We start from the raw sequence: 22,058 nt of genomic DNA, 5'->3' as shown, positions 1-22,058 counted from the left end.
TCTTTTACTTTAGAATATCCATAAATAAATTTTCGTACTGAATAATGATTTTTTCTTTATTAAACTTTTTAAGAACAGAATCACTAATTTCATTTATATCCCACTTATGATTTTTTACTGATTTCATAATATTACCAACGAATTCTTCTTCACTTTCAGACATGAATCCATTTACACCTTCATCAATTATTTCATCTAGGCCTCCAGGCGCTTTAAATGCAATAATGGGAGTTCCTACAGAACAGCTTTCTATCAAGCAATTAGGAAATCCTTCGGCATAAGACCCCATCAAATAATAATCACTTTCTGATAAATACTTTGAAACCTCAGATGTGTAAGGAATGTGTATTACTTTATCTTCAATTCCCAGAGTTTTAATTTTGTTGAATATGTTTTCCCTTTCCGGTCCATCACCAATAATTATATATTGATAGGGGAAATTTAATTTTGAAATAGCATTTATAATTCTTTCATGCCCTTTTAACTTTTTTAATCTTGCTACAGTAACAAATTTAACAACCTCATTTGGATTGTTTTTTACAGTTTTAAGATTAAAATTATCAGTTATAGGATTATTTATTATTCTTAGTCTTTGTACATCTACGTTAAAATTATCTTTTATATCATTATACATATCTTTTGATTGGCATAGTATTATATCCAAATACTTATACCCTGAACTAAAATGACTTATTATTAAATTTAATTTATTCCTATTTTTAGCTTTATATTTTTCTGCTACTTTACTAACTATAGTATGCCTTCCAATAAATTTGATTTTAGGGAACAACAATGATATATATCCCATTGCTATATTTAAATGGGATAATGCACTAACTACAATGTGAGGTTTTTCTTTTTTTATAAGTTTAATTATATCAAATATTGAATTCAGAACTCTGGTTTTATTTAAGTATCTGACTTTTATTCCAGAAATTTGATATTTACTATCTTTTTCAAAACCTATAACAACAAGTGTGACATCAAATTTTTCCTTTTTTAAATTTTGGGAAACAAAAGACATAACCCTCTCAGCTCCACCTGCAAAAAGAGTTGGTATTATAAAAAATATTTTGGTCTTATTCATTAAGTTCAGTATAATTTGATTTATATATTAAGATTTTAAGTTTAGCATACTACCATATTTCTCGTCACATTCTTTTTGATAAAATTTTTGAAATCCTGATGCATGATGCAGAGTTATTTCACCAAAATAAATTTTAGCATTTACCAAGTAAAAATCTATTCTTACATATTTGAAATCTTTTGCTAGAGTTTCTGCAAGCATTTTCATTTCTTCAAAATTTTCTGGTTTATTGAGTTCCTTACCATTTGGTCTTCCCCAATTACAAGGTAACAGATTCCAATCTGTATCATATAAGTTTCTAGTGCGTATATTTGAATGTCTATCAAAGTCTACCATTACAAAAGCCAATTTACCATTAAAACAATGAAACTTGTAGTCGTCAGGAATGCTTCCGTCATCATATGTCAATAATTGTTCAACTACAATTCTCGGTTCTATATTTTTATATTGCCATTCTATTGTACTATAATAGTGATTCTCTTTTAGTAAATGTTTAAATCTTTTTCTTATATAATTCCAATTAATCACTAGTGGATCCCTAACAATAACCCCTCCTGAACTATCATGGTTTGTTTTAATTATATAATTACCGGTACTGGGTAGGTTTTCTGGTTTTAAATCATTTGGATTTTTAGTATGATATAACAGCGGTATTAAATATTTTTTTCCAATTTTTTTTTCCACATAGTCTCTAACTTTAAACTTATCAGCAATTATAGTGTGTAAATCGTTTCTATCGTATAGTTTTAACCAATTAATTTTTTCATTTAAAGTTTTAGGGTTATCTAAATCAAGCGAATATCCCATATGTTTTTTAAAACTACTCTGAATAATTAGTTTGTCAGGAATTAGCATAAGTCCAAATTCATATAATTTATAAAAAGGTCTTAAAATGAAATATCCACTATCTGATTTTCGATAAAAATCAGAGACTCTACTTCTTATACTTTTTCCCTCTTGATTATACATGTTTTATAATTTTTTTTATGTCAACATTTCCGATGACTTTTGCAGGTATTCCTGCGATTATTGTGTTTTCTTCTTCAAATGATTTGTTAACAACAGCATTTGCACCAATAGCTGTATTATTGGGTATACGTATATTGCCATAGATTTTAGCACCAGGGGCTATATATACATTATCACCTAATTGAGGAGCTTCTTTTTCACCACTGGAAGCTCCTATATTTACATCAACATGTATTCTACAATTTTTTCCTATTTTACATTTAGAATTGACGACAATAGTACCATAATGAACCAAAGCTAAACCGGGGCCAAAAACATTTTCTGGTATAATAAAACCTAACTTAATTGAAGATTTGTGTAATAAATATCGAATGTATAAATAATAAGTTTTGCTAAATATATCAGACTTAGTGTTTTTATAATATTCAGCCTTTCTTAATCTTTTTAAGAAAATATTAATAGGGTTTGGTGATATAATGCTAATTATGGTTTGTAAAAAACCAGATGATTTAAAATCATTAGCAATTTCATCTTGTTTTAAGTATTCAAAATAATCTGTTTTAGACTTTATCATGATGTCATTTATTGAAGATTATATAATTTGTTATTCTTTAGTACTAATAGTTGATATTGTATCCACATGGTACAAAAAGTAATATAATAAAAATTAAAAAAATTATGATTTGCTAATAAAAACATAAACAATGCAATTGTTTGCATAATTAAATGAGGAGCAAGTTTGAAATAAATATATCCCCGCCTAAACATCACAAAGAACATTGCTAGCATAATAAAGAATGGTAAAAATCCAGCCTCTCCAAGAACCATTAGAAAAGAATTATGAACTCCCATAGTGGACATACCAGATAAGGTGCCCCATCCGTTTCCAACAATAGGAGATTCTAATATTTGGTCATAAAATAATGCCCAGGTTTCAGTTCTAGAGTCTTCACTAATTTCTCTAGTTGAGACCTTTTCATTTGTGACTATGTTTTTAAGTTGTTGAAATCTGGGGTTACTTAGTCCTACAATTTCATCAATTAAAAAAAGTGTACTAATAATTAAGAAACCTAGTCCTAGCATTCTAATATTTTTAACACTAATTCTAAGTGACATTAAGTTTAATAAAATCCATATTACAATAAAAGTTCTAGAAAATGTTAATAGTCCCATTAAAGTAAAAACAAATTGTCCTATAAGTTTAAGTGCTTGACTTTTTAAACCATAAGTTAGTGCAAATGCATAAATACAAATAAAACCAGCTGTATTTGGGTTTATGTAAAAACCAGAGTAACGCCCAAATTTGCTTGGAAAAAACAGTGCTTCAATGCCTATACTCAATCCTCCAATTAGCAAAACAAAAAACATATCTAATTTACTCATGTTTTTTATAAGTTCAAAGCCACAAACAATCACAATAAAATACTTAATACAAGTAAGAATGAAAACACTATCGGTACCGTAATATTGAAAACTAGAAATTATAAAATAAAATAAGGCTAAAATAATCATCCAAGCGTTTGGCTCCGTTTTTTTTTCTAGAACGTAGTAAGCAACTAAAAATATAATTGTAGCGTAGCTAAGCAAACTACCAATTACGGGTGTAGTATTAACTAGTAAAATGGATGGTAAGTTTAGTAAAACTAATGCGGCAATTATAAATTTTAATATTTTCATTTTTTACATTAATTATAAATCAATGAGTCAATTACTTCATCCCATTTTTTAACCACAGCATCACTGTGAAAGCGCTCTGTTGTTAGCTTTGCATTTTTTGAAAATTTTACTCTAAGTTCTTCGTCATCAATAAGAGTTTTTAATCTTTTTTCTAACATTTCCTGATCTCCCACAGGAATTAAATAGCCATTTTCACCATTTTCTATAATTTCGGATGGCCCAAAATTACAATCTGTAGAAATAGTAGGAATACCAAAATGCATAGCTTCTAATAGTGCATTAGGAAATCCTTCTGTTCTAGAAGCAAAAACAAAAACCCCAGCACGATTGTAATACTTGTGAATATCTTTTACTTTCCCTAAAAGTTCAACCGAATCTTGTAAATGACTAATTCTAATTAATTCTTTTAGATCACTTTCTTTTGATCCAACTCCTGCAATTAAAAGTTTCCAATCGTTTGTTTTAACTCTTTTGAAAGCATTGATAATTAAATCATGGCATTTATTTTTATCTAATCTGCCTACAGTAAGAATGATATTTTCTTTTTTAACTTTGTCATCTCTTAGCAACGATAAATCTTTGGAGATTGGATTTGGAAGTATAACTATTTTATTAGATTTAATCCTATCTTTATAAAACTTTTTAACACCCTCAGTTTGAAGAATCAATTTATCTGCCTTTGGATAAACTAAATTCCTAAGTAACACCCAAAATTTAGGAACCTCTGTTATCATTGGATTATTTCTCTCACTAATTATACTTGGTATTTTATTTAATTTGGCAGCTAGTGTTGCCACAATATTAGCAGAGGTTATAAAGCCAATTATAATGTCTATTTTTTCAGATTTTATAGCTTTAGAAACTCCTTTTAGTAGCTCTAAATTAAGTCTTAATGATTGGAAAATTGAAGTAGGGGTAGATATGGTTTCTTTACATGCTATGACTTTTATTTTTTCATTGAGACTATAAAAAGGAGGGACTTTCACAAATGCAATGATAACAATATCATATTTATCAATTAACTCATTACTTAAATTCGATACAACACGCTCGGCACCTCCAGCGGTGAGTGAGCCAATTACAAAACCAACTCTCTTTTTTATATTGTTCATAATTAAAAATATTATTTTTTCTTAAATAATTTACTTAGTATCAATTTTTTCATTCTTAAACAAAAAACCTTAAAACCTTTTATAAATGTAAATAATAAAACACCATAGACTAGGGTTACTATCGATGTTACTTTAAATGAGTAAATAGTCCAATTAATTAGATTAGAAGAACTTTTATCATATGGAAAATGGCTGATTATATAACTTATTAATAAGGCAGAAATAGAAAAAATTATTATCACGGGTATAATGCCTTTCCAATAATGCCAAACGTTTTTTTTAAAACCATTTTTATATAAAAAATAAGGTTTCCATATTATTACAATTAGTATAGCACTAACTAATGTTCCGAGCAAAATTCCTTCAATACCCCATATTCTCCCAAAAAAAAATGAAATAGTAAGATTTATAATAGCTTCTGTTGCGGGGGCCCAAGTATCAGAATACAAACCATAGGCATTTTTATAGCGTTCTATAGGTGAGCTTATCTCTAAAATAAAAAAATTGGCTATCATTAATAATAAAACACTATTTGCCATTATATATTCTGCACCAAGCCATAATTGTATAAAAGGTCCCATAACATAATAAATTATTATGCTAAAAAACCCAGCTATAAAAAATTGGACAGCTATTAATTCCCAAAAAATTTTGTTTATATTTTCTTTATCATTTTCTGCTACTAAATTACCAATAGCAGAACCCGTACCAGCAAATGTCATTTTTACTAAACCACCAAGTTTTATGAAAATTAATTGATAGTTTCCAAAGTATGCAACGCTTTGTAAACTTACTAAGGCGTAAACAAGTATATTATCAGTTCCCCCTTTAATAAAAACACTAATTTTATGAATAAAGACCTGCTTTATTTTTTTTATTAATTCTGGATATTCTTTTATAATTGCAGCATTCTGGGATGAATTTATAATAAGCCATGGATAGTGTTCTTTTACTTTAATTCTTAATGTAATGCTATATATTACACTAAAAACTAATTCAAGAGCAATCCATAAATAGAAATTTTGAAGATAAATAGCAACAAAACATTGTATAATTACCCGTGTTGTATTAAATATTTGAAAATAACTTTGAATTATATAACCCTTTTGGTCTGCTCCTAATAAACTTAAATGATAATTAACAAAATAGCTTAATAGGGAAGATGATAATAAAGCATAAAATATGAAATATATTAATAAAAGAGAAAAAGGGGCATCATTAAATATTAAAGGAAAAAATAAAGAGGTGATTAAACCCACTCCAATTAGAATGAAGCCAATTCTTTTATAAAGAAACCCTAGTAATGCTATTATTTTATTTATTTCATTTTGATCTTCATCAAAAATGGGTTTATATAGAGCAAAACCAATAGCAGTTCCAATACCTAATTCTGCTAAATTTAAAAAACCAAGTATACTTCTTATTGTAGTCTCCAAACCAATAAACTCATCGCCTAAATGATCCAGAAATATTTTTCTTGAAAAGAATTGCACAACAATTGATATCAAGAAAAAAAATACACCAACCTTAGCATTTTTTATAGATTTGGAGACTCTTGACATTTCAATACTTTTTTAGTGTTCATTTCTTATAATTGTAAGAAGATATTTGAATTAGTTTTATTTATACTAAAATAAATTATGTTTATATAAATTATAAGCACTTATTTGTTTTGTCTTTTAAAACCCCTTTTACATCATAAATCAACCCTTTGGAATTTAACAACTCCTTAAAATTAAGATTAAGAAACTCTTTATGTGCAACGCCTAACACGATGGTGTCGAATTGATTTTTTGGAAGTTCAGCAATAGTCGTTAAATGATATTCATGTTGTACTTCCATTGGATTTGCCCAAGGATCGTAGATGGTGATATCGAGACCGTATTCCTTTAAATGTTTAATGACATCCACTATTTTCGTATTCCTTACATCGGGGCAGTTTTCCTTAAACGTGATGCCCAACATCAACAGTTTGGCACCATTGACCTTAATATCATTTTTTAACATCATTTTCACCACTTCACTGGCAATGTATTGACCCATACTGTCATTCACACGGCGGCCCGCTAAAATAATTTCGGGATGATAGCCCACTTCTTGTGCCTTTTGTGCCAAGTAATAAGGATCCACGCCAATACAATGACCACCTACCAGCCCTGGTTTAAACGGTAAAAAATTCCATTTGGTACCAGCAGCCTCCAATACGGCATGGGTATCAATATCCAAAAGATTGAATATTTTCGCCAATTCGTTCACGAAAGCAATATTGATATCACGTTGGGAATTCTCAATAACCTTGGCAGCTTCTGCTACCTTAATGCTAGGAGCAAGGTGCGTACCAGCAGTAATCACACTGGCATATAATGCATTGACTTTTTCGCCAATTTCTGTTGTAGATCCCGAAGTGACTTTTAAAATTTTTTCAACAGTGTGTTCTTTATCCCCGGGATTGATGCGTTCTGGTGAATAACCTGCAAAAAAATCCTTGTTAAATACCAGTCCGCTCATTTTCTCTAGGATCGGTACACATTCATCTTCTGTAACACCCGGATAGACGGTTGATTCATAAATAACAATATCACCTTTCTTCAAAACACGACCCACGGTTTCACTCGATTTGTATAGAGGGGTCAAATCTGGACGGTTGTTTTTGTCAATAGGGGTAGGAACGGTAACTATATAATAGTTACAATCTTTAATGTCGTCAATGTTTGTTGAACAATATAAACCTATTCCATCTTTTGGAGAGTCTTTTAAAACCGATTTTAAAAGAGCTTCTTCCACTTCTAAGGTAGCGTCCTTACCTTGCTGCAATTCAGCAATACGCTTTGTATTGATATCAAAGCCAACAACGGCATATTTAGTTGCAAAAAGGCGGGCGAGGGGCAACCCCACATATCCCAAACCAATGATCGCTATGTTTTCTTTATTCATAATTTTTTTATTGTCCTATGGAATAATATTCAAAGCCTATGGCTTCCATATTCGATTTATCTAAAATATTTCTGCCATCAAAGATAAACGCTGGTTTTTTCATATCGGTATATATTTGTTTCCAGTCGTACGTTTTGAACTCATCCCACTCGGTCATAATGGCTACCGCATGGGCGTTCTTTAAGGCTTCGTATGGGTTTTCAACAGATGCAACATACTTTAGGTTTTCTGCTTCCGTGCGCGTGTTTAGGTAATTTAAGTCTGTTTGAATTTTAACGGCAGATACTTTAGGGTCATAAACAGCAATATGGGCTTGTTCACTTACTAAATGATCGGTCACATAGATAGCAGCAGACTCCCTGGTATCATTGGTGTCTTTTTTAAAAGCCCACCCTAATAAGCCTATTTTTTTTCCGGATACCGTGTTGTATAATGTTTTTATCAATCTATCGGAGAAGCGTCTTTTTTGGTGGTCGTTCATAATGATCACCTGTTCCCAATAATTAGCAACTTCATTTAAACCGTAGCTTCTAGCGATGTAAACCAAGTTCAAGATATCCTTTTGGAAGCAAGAACCACCAAATCCAACCGAAGCCTTTAAAAATTTAGAACCAATTCTGGAATCCATGCCAATAGCTTTAGCCACTTCATTCACATTGGCCTCGGTATGTTCGCAAAGTTCCGAAATGGCATTGATAGACGATATGCGTTGCGCTAAAAAAGCATTTGCCGTTAATTTGGAAAGTTCTGAAGACCACACATTGGTTCTTAATATGTTCTCCTGAGGCACCCAGCTACCATAAATAGACGCTAGACTGTCTATGGCTTCTTCCGATTCGCCTCCAATCAATATCCTATCCGGATGTAATAAATCCTCAATAGCCGTACCTTCCGCAAGGAACTCAGGGTTAGATAAGATATCGAATGTAACACCGTTTCCTGTGTTTTCAAGGATGCTTTTAATGGCTTGGGCCGTTCTAACAGGCAATGTGGATTTTTCAACCACTATTTTATCCGTTGTTGCTATGTCTGCAATATTCCTGGCGCAAAGTTCTACATATTTTAAATCGGCTGCCATGCCTTTTCCTTTACCAAAGGTTTTGGTTGGGGTATTTACGGATATAAAAATCATTTCAGATTCATCAATGGCGGTATTGATGTCTGTTGAAAAAAACAGGTTTTTATTCCTTGTTTCCTTTACGATCTCTGCCAAGCCCGGTTCATAAACCGGTAGTTTGGATACATCGGCATCATTCCATGCCGCAATACGTTCGGCATTGATATCAACGATGGTTATTTTTATATGCGGATTATTTTTCGCAATCACTGCCATGGTAGGACCACCTACATAGCCAGCACCAATACAACAAATTTTTGTTATTTTCATATTTTATTATAAATGTTTCCAATACCACTGTACCGCTTCTTTTATGCCGTCATTGATATTAAATTTAGGTTTGTAATTTAATAATTGTTCTGCTTTATTTATAGATGCTAAGGAGTGGGGAATATCTCCAATTCTAGTATCTCTATGTTTAATTTCTATGTTGCTGATGGAGGCGTCATAAGCCGATAAATGTGTTTTTAATAAGTTGGTTAGTTCCAATAGCGTGGTTCTATCACCATAGGCAACATTATAAACTGTATTCAATGCGTTTTCATTGGGAGTGGTCAACGCTAGAATATTCATCTGCACCACATTGTCAATATAGGTAAAATCCCTTGAGTAACTACCATCACCATTGATGATGGGCGATTCATGACTCATCAATTGTTTTACAAATTTTGGAATCACAGCGGCATAAGCACCGTCTGGGTCTTGCCTTTTTCCAAACACGTTAAAATAGCGTAATCCAATAGTGTCCAATTGATAGGTTTTATAAAAAATATCGGCATATAATTCATTCACATATTTCGTAATGGCATATGGAGATAAAGGTTTTCCTATAGTATCCTCAACTTTTGGAAGTGCTTCGTGATCTCCATAGGTTGAAGAGCTAGCGGCATACACAAACCGTTTTACTTTAGCGTCCCTTGCCGCTACAAGCATGTTTAAAAATCCAGAAACATTAACATCATTGGTTGTGATAGGGTCATTAATAGATCTTGGGACCGAACCTAAGGCGGCTTCATGAAGAATATAATCAACACTCTTGCAGGCCTGATGACAATCTTCAAGATGTCTAATATCGCCTTCAATGAGTTTAAATAAGTTATTTTCTAAAAAAGGGGCTATATTCTCTCGTTTACCTGTAGAAAAATTGTCTAGGCAAACGGTTTTTATATGGTTGTTTAGCAGTGTTTCACATAGATTTGAACCTATAAAGCCCGCGCCACCTGTAACAAGAATCGTTTTGTCTTGTAGCGTTTTTAATTGGTCAATAGTCATTAAATTTGGGTTTTAATTTTTAAGCCAGCACAAATATGTAAAAAATTAATGTAACCTATGACTATTATTATGCCAAGTAGGACTTTTTAACGATGAATGCACATTTGTTGGATAAACTAGCTATATTTCAGATGAGCTGTTTTATAATTCTTTCGTTTTAAATGGAACTTTTATCATTTATTTGGATTCATGTACCTAATATACCAAAAATCAAAAGCGAATTTCACATGAATCCCAATAGTTATCGGGATTGAATGATAAAGCAATTAATAAATCATCCATTGTCAACTTGTCCCGATAGTTATCGGGATGTTTCTGGTTCTCATACCTATAGCTGTTATTATATACTATAAGATTCCGAAATAATCCCGATAGTTATTGGGACGGAATAACAAAAAGTTCGAATTCGGCAAGGGAATGACTGAAATTAGTATTGAGAACTACAACTAAATAAAGTGTTCGTTACTATTTTTTCTGACTTCGACTGCGCTCAGTCTGACAAAAATCGAATACCAGTGACATTTAGATTGTTAAATGTATATGTGTGTTAGACTTGTCAGTTCGAGTGAAATTCTTTTTCAGAATTTTGTATCGAGAACTTAGGTTTTATGGCTTCTCGATACAATTTTCTCATACTTCGAAAATCACTCGAAGTGACATCTAACGTGTTAATTGTATTATAGTTAGTCAGCCTGTGTCAGTTCGAGTTGAATACCGAGTGACAGGGATTTGGTATCGAGTACCTTAGATGTATAGCTTCTCGATACAATTTTCTCATGCTTCGAAAATCACTCGAAGTGACATCTAGGGTGATAATATCAATTAAACCTAGTCAGGTTGTCAGTTCGAGTAAAATACTGAGGAACGAGGTATTTTGTATCGAGAACTTAGGTTGTATGGCTTCTAGATACTCCCGATAGCTATGGAGTATCGAAGTGACATCTAGATTGTTTATTTGTGTTTATGGTTAGTTAGCTTGTCGAAGACATCACAAAAAAACATTTCTCCAGTACCTATAGTTATCGGCACCAAGTGACAATAAATATATAATAGCACTAAAAAGTAATTACACCCAACGGGTTAGTTGTAATACATTTTAAACCAATCAATAAAATGTTTTACCCCTTCTTTTATGGGTGTGTTGGGTTTATAACCATAATCTTTGATAAGTGCGTCTACATTGGCCCATGTGCGTTCCACATCACCAGGTTGCATAGGCATCATATCCTTTTTCGCTTCCATTTTTAAATTGGCTTCTATTTCCTTGATAAAATCCAACAACTTAACGGAATTATTATTACCTATATTATATAGTTTGTACAAGGCATTTTTTTCAGTCCGTTCGGTAGTTGGTTTTTCGATAATGCGCACAACCCCTTCAACAATATCGTCTATATAGGTGAAATCGCGTTCCATGTTGCCATGATTGAACACCTTAATAGGTTTGTGTTTTAAAATGGCATCTGTAAATAAAAACATGGCCATATCGGGGCGGCCCCAAGGTCCGTAAACGGTAAAGAACCGTAAGCCTGTAGTGGGGATTTTAAATAAATGGCTATACGTATAGGCCATTAACTCATTACTCTTTTTGGTGGCGGCGTATAAACTAATGGGGTGATCTACGGCATCATCTGTGGAAAACGGTATTTTTTTATTCAATCCATATACGCTGGAGCTACTGGCATACACCAAATGCTTGACGTCATAATGTCTGCAACACTCCAAAATATTAAGAAAGCCAACCATGTTGGAATCCACATAGGTTTCAGGATTCTCTAAACTGTAGCGAACACCCGCCTGTGCAGCTAAATTACAAACCACATCAAATGCTTCTGCTTCGAATAGTTTAGGAAGTTGTAAGCGATCTTCTAAATTCATTTTTATGAATCTGAAATGGTTGGAAGAGCTTTTACATATATTATTGAATTTTGAAGCTTCATTTTTACCAATACCCAATTCTTGCAATCGGGCATATTTTAGGTTCACATCGTAATAATCATTGATGTTATCTAAACCAACCACCTCATGCCCTTTATCCAATAATACTTTGGAGACATAAAAACCTATAAATCCTGCTGCACCTGTAACTAATACTTTCATTTTTTTAATATTTGTATAAAGTTATCGTTTAAATAATTGATTATTGATTAATAATTGTTCGTTATAATTACTAATCGTTAATAAACGCCGTCAAAGATTAAAAAAGTATTTAAGAAAAAAAACATATTTATATATAAAATGCCATCGATGGCGTTTCATCTATGAAGAATTTCAAGTGAACTAATTAGTTTGTAAATTTTTTTAATACTTGCATAATAACAACAATCATGATACGTTTAAAAAGGAATGCTTTTTAAGCTTACCGCGTATTTTGATATAGTATTAGCTACTAACAATACCATATTATTTAATACTCCGAAGTCTTTATTTTTCCTTTTTTTCTGTGAAATAATTTATTGCATTAAATACAATATTTACTTACAAAAATAAATATTTTGTGTAATTTATCTGCTTTAGATGTATTTTGGCGATTTATTTTAAAAAAATATGCTGCAGTTTATCGAAAAAGTATGTAATTGTTGATCTACTTAAAAGTTAAATAGTACTATTGACCTATTATTAGTTCCCAAATCTAATACTAGCTATTTATGAATATTATTTTTAAGTTTACGTCCTCAACGTACACCATGATAACTTGCTACTTATTATTCCTAATTTTTTCTTCTTGTAATAGAGAAGAGTTGTTTGTAGAAGAGGCTCTGCTCCCTGAAGAAGAGATAGTAATAGACAAAAAAAAGGATCCTTTACTAACGAACACACCTGAAGATGCCCCTGAAGATGATATTGCTACTATGCTTAAAGCCTTTCCTAGTGCTTATGGTGGTGGCGAAAATACCACTGGTGGCAGAGGAGGTAAAGTTATTCATGTTACAAATTTAAATGACAGTGGCGCAGGGAGTTTAAGGGCAGCTTTGTTGGCTTCAGGCACAAGGACCATCGTTTTTGATGTAAGTGGTACAATAACATTAACAACTACTATTGAATTAATTGAGGAAAATTCAAACTTTACTGTTGCTGGTCAAACCGCTCCAGAAGGAGGCATTACTATAGCTGGAAATCCTATACGTATGGGAGGAGGTCATTTTAGACCAAGTCAACCGTGTAACAATGCTATTTGGCGTTATATACGATTTAGAAACGGAAGCTATACAGGAGAACCCGATGTTTATTTTCATAATGGTTTTGTTTCGTCAGGAACAGATGGCCTTATTTTAGACCATTGCAGTTTTTCTTTTAATGACAATCAAGCAATAGCAATGAGAGCAAGTACAGGTAATTTGATAAATATTACTATTCAAAATTCTGTATTTTCTGAAAATGCGACGGGAATAATTTTTGGTATAGTTGAACTAGACGCCTTTGAATCCGGTAATTTTACATCCATTCATAATTTGTTTGTTGACCAAAGCCATAGAACCCCAAATATATCAACAACGAAGCAAGTAGATATAATAAACAATGTTTACTTTAATTGGATTTCAAGATTAACGAGAATAAGCTCAACACATACAGCTGATGTTAATTTTATAGGAAACTATATGAAGATGGGCAAAAACACTTCTAATGGCACAACCGCAATTAATAAAGTAGATACGTCAGCCAAACCTTTAATTTATAGTGCTTATAATTATCATTCAAACTTACACACAACACCAATTTTAAACGACCAAGATTTATGGACTAATTTTTCTACTTCAAATCTCATATCTTCAAGTTTATTTAGAACTATTCCATTCAATATAATAGGAGAAAATTTTCAAATTAAATCCGCATTACAAGCCTACATAGATGTATTAGCTGATGTCGGCACTAATAAATACTTAAATGCAGATGGCACTTATGGCACTTACTTAGATAGTTTTGATACCACTAAAATAAATAATGTAAAAAACAATATCAGTTCAAACCCTTATAATAAGTCATGGACATTACCAATACTTCCCAAAAACTCAAGAAGCGGAAGCTATGACACCGATGGTGACGGAATGCCTGATGTATGGGAAAGAGCAACTTTTGGTGATTTAAGTAGAGATGGTAAAGGCGACTTAGACGGTGATGGCTATACCGATTTAGAAGAATTCCTAAATCAAGTAGATAAATAAAATGATTGTTTGAAATTATAAGGATTAAATTTTTAAGTACATAATTATAAAACCAATAACATCAGTTATTGGTTTTTTTATTTAAACAGTTCACTAATTAAAAGGCTTTTTCTCAAAGTAAAATATAAAAAATCGACCATCTGCTAATAATATCTATCAGTATAATCATTGAAATTACGCAATAGGTATTTAACCGAATATAAATATGCTTTTAGCGAAATAACAAAGAACTTCTCTGTTTACATGAAAACTATACTTAAATTTGTCTCACTAATACAAAATTGAATTGATTAATAGCAACATTAATTTAACTGTATTAAATGTTACATACAAACTCTCTATTTTTATCTAATTCCCAATAACAGATAGAAGATATAACATTTAATTACGGATTCATTAAGCTAATAATAAGTAGTATGTTGATTTTGTTTTATAAACGCACAAGAGAGAGAGTACAAGCTGAACGAGTTTTTTGTTTTAAAATACATGGGTATGTATATCCCATGGGTATCTTCTTGTGTCCTAAATTTAAAAGTATTTAATACAAATAGTAGATGTTGACTAAAACTAAAATATATTTATCATCACCTCACATGGGCGGTTCAGAGCAAAAATTTGTTAACGCTGCCTTTGACACCAATTGGATCGCGCCTTTGGGACCCAATGTAGATGGTTTTGAAAAAGATATCCAAAATTACTTAGGAGACCAAACGCATGTAGCTGTATTGAGTTCAGGAACGGCTGCCCTACATTTAGCATTGCAATTACTAGGCGTATCTAATGGAGACGAAGTTTTATGCCAAAGTTTTACATTTTCTGCCTCGGCAAATCCTATTGTGTACCTTGGTGCCACACCTGTATTTATTGACAGTGAGCCGGACACTTGGAATATGTCGCCCGAATTACTGGAGATTGCCATAAAGGATCGTATTGAAAAACATAAAAAACCAAAAGCCATTATAGCGGTTCATTTATACGGCATGCCCTATAAAGTGAACGAGATTAACGCCATTGCAAAAAAATATGATATTCCCGTAGTTGAAGATAGTGCTGAAGCTTTGGGAAGCACGTATCATGGTATGGCTTGTGGCGCATTATCTGATATAGGCATCCTATCGTTTAACGGCAATAAAATAATTACAACATCGGGCGGAGGTGCTTTAATTGCCCATACCGAAGCCTTAAAAAACAAAGCCGTGTTCTTGTCTACACAAGCCAGAGATAACGCGCCCCACTATGAGCACTCCGCCATTGGATATAACTATAGAATGAGTAATGTGTTGGCTGGGATTGGACGCGGACAAATGGAAGTGCTTGATGACAGGGTAGCGGCTAGAAGGCAGAATTTTGAGTTTTATAAAAAGCATTTATCAAAATACGAATCCATATCATTTTTGGAAGAACCAGAAGGATCCTTTTCAAATAGATGGATTACCTGTATAAAAACGGATTCTTTTAAGTTAAGGGAACAAATAAGGTTAGAATTACAACAAGACGATATTGAGTCTAGACCTTTATGGAAGCCCATGCATATGCAACCCATTTTTAAAGATTGTTTGCATTTTACTGATGGAACCTCTGAAAACCTTTTTGAGAAAGGTTTATGTTTACCCAGTGGCTCTAATTTAGTACAAGATGATTTATTTAGAATTTTAAATAGTATTACAAAAACCCTAAACCTATGATCAATAATTATTTTACCTATTATTCCCAAAAATACGCTTCCAAATGGCTCGTTTTTGCTATTGATTTAGCAATAATTTTGGTTAGTTTCTTTATGGCCTATTTTATAAGGTTTAATTTAACCTTAAATTTTGATTTAAATCAGTTTTTATTACAAATACCTTTTCTATTAGTTATATCAGCCATTAGTTTTATGGCTATTGGGTCTTTTAAAAGTGTTATAAGACACACTGGCTTCACTGATATTGTGAATCTTTTCAAATCGGTATCCATAATCACCGTTATTAGTGTTTTGTGTGTGATTGTAAATAGGGAATTAAGTATCATGCCAGGGTTTACCATACCGCTTTCCATTATAGTGATACATGCTTTTTTTAGTTTTGTTTTTTTAAGTTTGAGTAGACTCCTTTTCAAAATGAGCTATAACCATATAAAATGTAAGTATGTAACATCCAAAAATATACTAATTTATGGTGCTGGTGACGCTGGTATTGTGACCTACAATGCCTTGATAAATAATGTTAGAGAAAGATATAAAGTTATTGGTTTTGTTGATGATAATTTTAGTAAGAACGGGAAGTCTATCAATGGCATCACTATTTTACATAAAAGTAAAATTGATCAACATTTTATAGATACTCATCGTATTGATGAAATTATGGTTACCTCTGAAAATCTAGTCAAAGATAGATTAATCGGTTTAGTTGGTTTGAATGTAAAAATAAATAAAGTGCCAGCTATTGAAAAATGGATCAATGGTGAGTTGAATGTTGGACAAATAAAGCAAGTTCAAATAGAAGATCTTTTAGGACGTGAACCCATTCAAATTGATAATCCAAACCTGCTGAATGAATTTAGGGGCGAAACGATATTAGTAACAGGAGCTGCTGGATCTATTGGTAGTGAACTTGTTAAACAACTATCTAATTTTGATGTGAATCGATTGATTTTGGTTGACCAAGCGGAATCACCATTATATGATTTGCAACAGGACTTGAAACAAAACAATAAATTCAACATCGTCTCCATTGTTGCGGATATAAGGGATGGTTTGAGATTGGACGGTATTTTTCAAGAATATAAGCCTACTATGGTGTTTCATGCTGCAGCTTATAAGCACGTACCATTAATGGAAGATTCTCCATATGAGTCCATCAAGATTAATATCCATGGCACCAAACTTTTAGCAGATACTGCATCGCGCTACAATGTTAAGAAATTTGTTTTTGTATCAACAGATAAAGCTGTAAACCCAACCAGTGTTATGGGTGCTACAAAAAGAATTGCTGAAATGTATATTAGCTGTTTACAAAAAGAAAGTAATACCAAATTCATCATTACGAGATTTGGTAATGTTTTAGGCTCCAATGGTTCTGTCATTCCGTTATTCAAAAAACAGATAGAGAAAGGTGGTCCAATAACATTAACACACAAAGATATTACTAGATATTTTATGACCATTCCAGAAGCATCCCAGTTAGTTTTAGAAGCTGGAACTATGGGCAAAGGTGGTGAGATATTTATTTTTGACATGGGTGAGTCTGTTAAGATTTATGACCTGGCCAAGAATATGATTAAATTATCTGGGTTTAAATATCCTGAAGAGATGGAGATTAAAATTACAGGTTTACGCCCTGGAGAAAAGCTTTACGAAGAATTATTGGCGAACGGCGAAAATACCTTATCTACATACCATAAAAAAATATTGATCAGTAAGACAAGGGAACTGGATTATGCCAGTGTAAAATCTCAAATTGAAGCCTTATGCATCACCAATCGTTTTCAAAATAACAATATTGTTATGAAAATGAAAGACTTGATACCCGAATACAAATCAAATAATTCTGATTACGAAAGATTTGATAAAAGAGTTCAAATTTATAAAAAAACTCAAGGCCTTTCGGACGATCAAACAAAGAAACCTGTTAGAAACCTATCATAATATCTGTAATTTTTATTACTTTCCCCAAATAATCTTAAAAATGAGAATTTTAAATTCATTAAAAACGTCGCACGTTTGTACAATTATTGCTTTAACATTATTATTAACGTCTTGTGCATCCAAAAGGGAGGTTGTTTATTTTCAAAATGCCAAAGATTTTGAAACGATCGTTAATACCGATACATTCGCCCCGAGATTTAAAATAAACGATATTGTTTCCATCAATGTTTCTACGTTTAATCTAGATGCAGTGAAGCCATTTAATTTAATTAAAAATGCAGGGAGTGAAAATGGAAGGGTGGAAGAACTCGATTATTTAATAGATAACGAAGGCAATATAGATTATCCTGTTTTAGGTAAAATTAAATTGTTGGGTTTAACCGTAGAAGAGGCTAAGCTATTGTTCAAGGAAAAACTGAACGATTACCTTAGCGATCCCATCATTAACATTAGAATTCTCAATTTTAGGGTCACTATTTTAGGTGAAGTAGGAAAACCAGGTACGTATGCTGTATCGGGAGAACGAAGCAGTATTCTTGAGGCCATTGGATTAGCTGGTGATTTAACCATAAAAGGTAGACGCGATAATGTCATGGTGATTAGGGATTTTAATGGAACAAAAACGTACACGAGAATTGATTTAACAACCAAGGAAGCCTTTAATTCCCCTGTATATTTCCTAACCCAAAATGATGTTGTTTATATTGAGCCTAATAAATCGGCCATTAGTGCTTCATCATTCGATACAAGGGTTTCGGTAGCCATATCCATTGCATCCATTCTTATTACATCGACCGTTATTTTACTAACCCGTCGCTAAAATTTATTATCATATGGTTTCAAATAGTCAACAAAATCAATCTAAAAATAATATGCCAGAAGAAGTTAATTTAAAGAAAACATTACTTACTTATACTAGGCATTGGAAATGGTTTGTTTTTAGCTGTATTTTATGTATTGTGGTAGCTCTGCTATACTTAAGATATACACCACAAGAATATAGTGCATATGCTAAAATAATGTTTGTAGACGATGGCACATCTTCAGTCCCAAGTAATGACATCCTTAAAGATTTAAGACGTTTTTCTGAAACTGAAGGAAAAAAAACTGAGGATGAGATTGAAGCATTGCGTTCAAGACACATCATGGAATCTGTTGTTAAAAAGTTATCATTAAACATTCAATATAGCAAAAAAGGCAGAGTACATGAAACACCATTATATAAAAATTCGCCTGTAAAAATTAATTTTACGGTGTCCGATTCGATTGTTGCGAGTTCGAAATTTAGTTTTTCAATAAACATACTGTCTGAGACTGCTTTTGATTTTGTAGTTGAGAATGAGTTGAAGGAACTAGTAAGTGTTAAATCTGCTTTTGGTAAAAATATAACAACACCTATGGGTGATATCATTATTTTACCAACTATAGATGATATTTCAGAGTTAGCCGGGGAAACTATTTATGTAAACATTGTTCCAGTTACTCAAATGGCCGAATACTATAAAAATGTAATACTAGTAGGTCAAACTGTGGAGTTTTCCAAAGTTATCAATTTATCACTTAATGATGTTGTTTTAAATCGTTCAAAAGACATTTTAAATACGCTTATTGAAGAGTACAATAGAATTTCCATTGCAGAGAAAAACCAAATGTCATTGAATGCTGCAAACTTTATTAATGAACGTATTAATTTAATTTCCAAGGATTTATCAAGCGTAGACGATAAAATTGAAAATTTTAAAACAGGCAATAGACTGACCGATATCACGTCTGAAGCGTCTTTATATTTAAATACAAGCTCTCAAACTGAAGAAGAAATTTCAAAGGCAAGGAGCCAATTAAACCTTGTAAATTATATGAAGAACTATGTGGATGATGAATCCTTATCTTTTGAGCCCATTCCCTCAAATGTTGGTTTGTCGGACGGATCAATAAATGAGGTGACGTCGAAATACAACGAATTATTAAGGGAACGTAACGCACTTTTAAAAGGGTCTACCAAGGAAAAGAATCCTATTATTGTAAACTTAGATCAACAGCTATCCGGTTTAAAACAAAATTTAATACAAAGTTTGTCTAATTCATCACAAACAATTTCTTTCCAAATAAATAGTTTACAAAACAGGGCATCATCCATTAATTCAAAAATTTATCAAGTACCCGGCCAAGTAAGGGAATCTAGGGATATAGAGCGTGAACAAGGCATTAAGGAATCATTATATCTTTATTTGCTTCAAAAAAGGGAAGAGGCCACCATTTCATTAACATCTACCTCTCCAAGCGCCAGAGTGATTGATGAGGCCTATAGTACGGGATTGCCTGTTTCACCAAAACCTACTATTGTATTTTTGGCAGCAATAATTATTGGACTTAGTATACCGTTTGGCGCTATTTACACATCTAAATTATTAGATACTAAAATTCATAATAAAGAAGATTTAGAACGCGAAATAAAAAATATTTCTGTATTAGGTGAAATTCCAAAAATGAAAGATAGTTCTAAAAGTGGTAAAGGCTTATTGATTGAAAAGAATGATAGATCTGTTTTTTCTGAATCTTTTAGAATTATAAGAACAAATTTCGATTACATAAGACGGGGAAGAAAGATAGATAATTATGAAAATGTGATGTTTGTAACATCTACTATTAATGGTGAAGGAAAATCGGTGTTTAGTTTAAATATGGCACTTACCATTGCAAATACGGATAAAAGGGTTTTATTGATTGAAGGTGATATTAGGAACCCACAAATACATCCAGCCATTAAGAATCAAATGGAAAAAAGTAAAGCTAAAGTGGGATTGACAGAATTTTTAGCTGATAAATCAATTTTAGCAGGACAAATTATAGACACGTATCTTATTAATGATATAAAAATAGATATTCTCCTTTCTGGAAAAGTGCCACCAAACCCAGCTGAATTGTTGATGGGCGATAGGGTTCAGGAGTTATTCGATTATGCTTCCAATCATTATGATTTTGTAATTGTTGATACAGCCCCTTCGATGTTGGTTACCGATACCTTACTAATAAGCCAATATGCAGGACATACCATTTATGTAACAAGAGCTGATTATACTGAAAAACACATACTTAATTATGCCAAAGAACTACATGCAGACAAAAAGCTGAACGGTATGATGATGGTTGTAAATGATGTGAAACAAGCTAATTTTGGTTATGGCGCCAAGTATGGTTATTATGGAGCTCCTGCCAAAAAAGGATTTTTCAGCAAAAAAAGCTAGATAACTGTGAAGGTAGTATTTGTATTTTGAATAACTGTTTTAAGTTTTTTCAAATGGCTTTCATTTACATGTAGTTCTGTTATTTTTTTTATGTGATTCTCATTATGGACATCACTGCCAACAAAATCAATTAATTGATCATTAAGCAAATGGAGCGCTGTTTTCTGAACATTTTTTCCATAATGATCGCCTAATGATAACAAGTTAAGTTGAAAAAGGCACCCAAGTTTTTTTAATTCTTTATAATATTCTAACTTATTGTGATAAAAAGGATAACGCTCTGGATGTGCCAAAATAGGGGTATAACCTTTTGTTTTTAATTTAAACATGATGTCCTCAAAATGTATGGGAGCTTGAAAATAAGACATTTCAACTAAAACATATTTGTCCTTTAGAGGGTATAAGTTTTCGGTTTCCAATAAAATGTCAAAATGATTATCCAACATATATTCTGCTGCTGGATTAATAGTGATGTCCTTAAGTATTTTACGAGGTAGGGCATCCAATAATTTTTGATAAGCATCTCCAATAGTCTCAAAAGTATTAGGATAAAAATCCTGCATGATATGGGGCGTAGGCATAAATTGTTTAATACCTAACCCCATTAGTTTCTCAATCAAATCCAAAGACTCCTGAGTGTCTTTAGCGCCATCATCTATACCGGGAAGTATGTGGTTATGGATGTCAACAAACCCATCCAACAAATCTTTAATAAAATATTTTTTTGAAAAGATACTAAGCATTATAAAGAAATTAATTATTATTTAATGTTAGTAACAAGTAAACTAAAATGTCATGCTGTCCCGATAGCTATCGGGATTGTTTCAGCATCTCCTAGATAAACTAACAAATGATTT

Annotated in this window: 16 protein-coding genes; 5 read left to right on the top strand and 11 right to left on the bottom strand. The window is 32.1% G+C overall.

What is annotated here, in order from left to right; genetic code table 11:
- Nucleotides 1–4: 4 nt before the first annotated feature.
- The 10 genes from CDH49_RS12340 to CDH49_RS12295 all read right to left on the bottom strand — a co-directional run bounded on the left by CDH49_RS12340 (nucleotide 5) and on the right by CDH49_RS12295 (nucleotide 12,268).
- Nucleotides 5–1,087: a glycosyltransferase gene (locus CDH49_RS12340; RefSeq protein ID WP_100615836.1), complete on the bottom strand. Its 1,083-nt coding sequence runs from the start codon at nucleotides 1,085–1,087 to the stop codon at nucleotides 5–7.
- Between the two features lie 27 nt (nucleotides 1,088–1,114).
- Nucleotides 1,115–2,056 (bottom strand): ATP-grasp fold amidoligase family protein, encoded by a 942-nt coding sequence (locus CDH49_RS12335; protein ID WP_100615835.1) that lies wholly within the window; start codon nucleotides 2,054–2,056, stop codon nucleotides 1,115–1,117.
- Nucleotides 2,049–2,630, bottom strand: coding sequence for a serine O-acetyltransferase (locus tag CDH49_RS12330; RefSeq protein ID WP_100615834.1), 582 nt, complete (start codon nucleotides 2,628–2,630; stop codon nucleotides 2,049–2,051). The genes CDH49_RS12335 and CDH49_RS12330 overlap by 8 nt, the downstream gene beginning before the upstream one ends.
- An 8-nt stretch (nucleotides 2,631–2,638) precedes the next feature.
- A complete protein-coding gene (locus CDH49_RS12325) occupies nucleotides 2,639–3,733 on the bottom strand; it encodes an O-antigen ligase family protein (RefSeq protein ID WP_100615833.1) in 1,095 nt (364 codons plus the stop codon).
- A gap of 8 nt (nucleotides 3,734–3,741) precedes the next feature.
- On the bottom strand, nucleotides 3,742–4,845 hold the full coding sequence (locus tag CDH49_RS12320) for a glycosyltransferase family 4 protein (RefSeq protein ID WP_100615832.1): 1,104 nt from the start codon (nucleotides 4,843–4,845) through the stop codon (nucleotides 3,742–3,744).
- Between the two features lie 11 nt (nucleotides 4,846–4,856).
- Nucleotides 4,857–6,407: a lipopolysaccharide biosynthesis protein gene (locus tag CDH49_RS12315; RefSeq protein WP_100615831.1), complete on the bottom strand. Its 1,551-nt coding sequence runs from the start codon at nucleotides 6,405–6,407 to the stop codon at nucleotides 4,857–4,859.
- Nucleotides 6,408–6,498: 91 nt separating this feature from the next.
- Entirely contained in the window at nucleotides 6,499–7,779 is a 1,281-nt protein-coding gene (locus CDH49_RS12310; protein WP_100615830.1) for a nucleotide sugar dehydrogenase, read from the bottom strand.
- Between the two features lie 7 nt (nucleotides 7,780–7,786).
- Nucleotides 7,787–9,166 (bottom strand): nucleotide sugar dehydrogenase, encoded by a 1,380-nt coding sequence (locus tag CDH49_RS12305; protein ID WP_100615829.1) that lies wholly within the window; start codon nucleotides 9,164–9,166, stop codon nucleotides 7,787–7,789.
- 6 nt (nucleotides 9,167–9,172) lie between these two features.
- Nucleotides 9,173–10,168: an SDR family oxidoreductase gene (locus tag CDH49_RS12300; protein WP_100615828.1), complete on the bottom strand. Its 996-nt coding sequence runs from the start codon at nucleotides 10,166–10,168 to the stop codon at nucleotides 9,173–9,175.
- A gap of 1,080 nt (nucleotides 10,169–11,248) precedes the next feature.
- A complete protein-coding gene (locus tag CDH49_RS12295) occupies nucleotides 11,249–12,268 on the bottom strand; it encodes an NAD-dependent epimerase (RefSeq protein ID WP_100615827.1) in 1,020 nt (339 codons plus the stop codon).
- A 548-nt stretch (nucleotides 12,269–12,816) separates the two neighbouring features.
- On the opposite strand from CDH49_RS12295, the gene CDH49_RS12290 reads away from it, so the two are divergent.
- The 5 genes from CDH49_RS12290 to CDH49_RS12270 all read left to right on the top strand — a co-directional run bounded on the left by CDH49_RS12290 (nucleotide 12,817) and on the right by CDH49_RS12270 (nucleotide 21,201).
- Complete coding sequence (locus tag CDH49_RS12290; protein WP_157805310.1) at nucleotides 12,817–14,331, top strand: hypothetical protein; 1,515 nt, start codon at nucleotides 12,817–12,819, stop codon at nucleotides 14,329–14,331.
- 554 nt (nucleotides 14,332–14,885) lie between these two features.
- The gene (locus tag CDH49_RS12285) at nucleotides 14,886–16,016 is read left to right on the top strand and encodes an aminotransferase class I/II-fold pyridoxal phosphate-dependent enzyme (RefSeq protein ID WP_100615825.1); all 1,131 of its coding nucleotides are present in this window, start codon (nucleotides 14,886–14,888) and stop codon (nucleotides 16,014–16,016) included.
- A complete protein-coding gene (locus CDH49_RS12280; protein WP_100615824.1) occupies nucleotides 16,013–17,956 on the top strand; it encodes a nucleoside-diphosphate sugar epimerase/dehydratase in 1,944 nt (647 codons plus the stop codon). The genes CDH49_RS12285 and CDH49_RS12280 overlap by 4 nt, the downstream gene beginning before the upstream one ends.
- A gap of 40 nt (nucleotides 17,957–17,996) precedes the next feature.
- Nucleotides 17,997–18,776, top strand: coding sequence for a polysaccharide biosynthesis/export family protein (locus CDH49_RS12275; protein WP_100615823.1), 780 nt, complete (start codon nucleotides 17,997–17,999; stop codon nucleotides 18,774–18,776).
- A gap of 13 nt (nucleotides 18,777–18,789) precedes the next feature.
- Complete coding sequence (locus CDH49_RS12270; protein WP_100615822.1) at nucleotides 18,790–21,201, top strand: GumC family protein; 2,412 nt, start codon at nucleotides 18,790–18,792, stop codon at nucleotides 21,199–21,201.
- Here CDH49_RS12270 and CDH49_RS12265 read toward each other — a convergent pair.
- Nucleotides 21,198–21,944 (bottom strand): tyrosine-protein phosphatase, encoded by a 747-nt coding sequence (locus CDH49_RS12265; RefSeq protein WP_100615821.1) that lies wholly within the window; start codon nucleotides 21,942–21,944, stop codon nucleotides 21,198–21,200. The two genes, CDH49_RS12270 and CDH49_RS12265, sit on opposite strands and share 4 nt — an antisense overlap.
- Nucleotides 21,945–22,058 lie beyond the last annotated feature (114 nt).

The sequence above is a fragment of the Confluentibacter citreus genome, from assembly GCF_002807055.1.
In the GTDB taxonomy this organism is placed as follows: domain Bacteria; phylum Bacteroidota; class Bacteroidia; order Flavobacteriales; family Flavobacteriaceae; genus Confluentibacter; species Confluentibacter citreus.
This window is presented reverse-complemented; position numbering and strand designations above follow the sequence as displayed.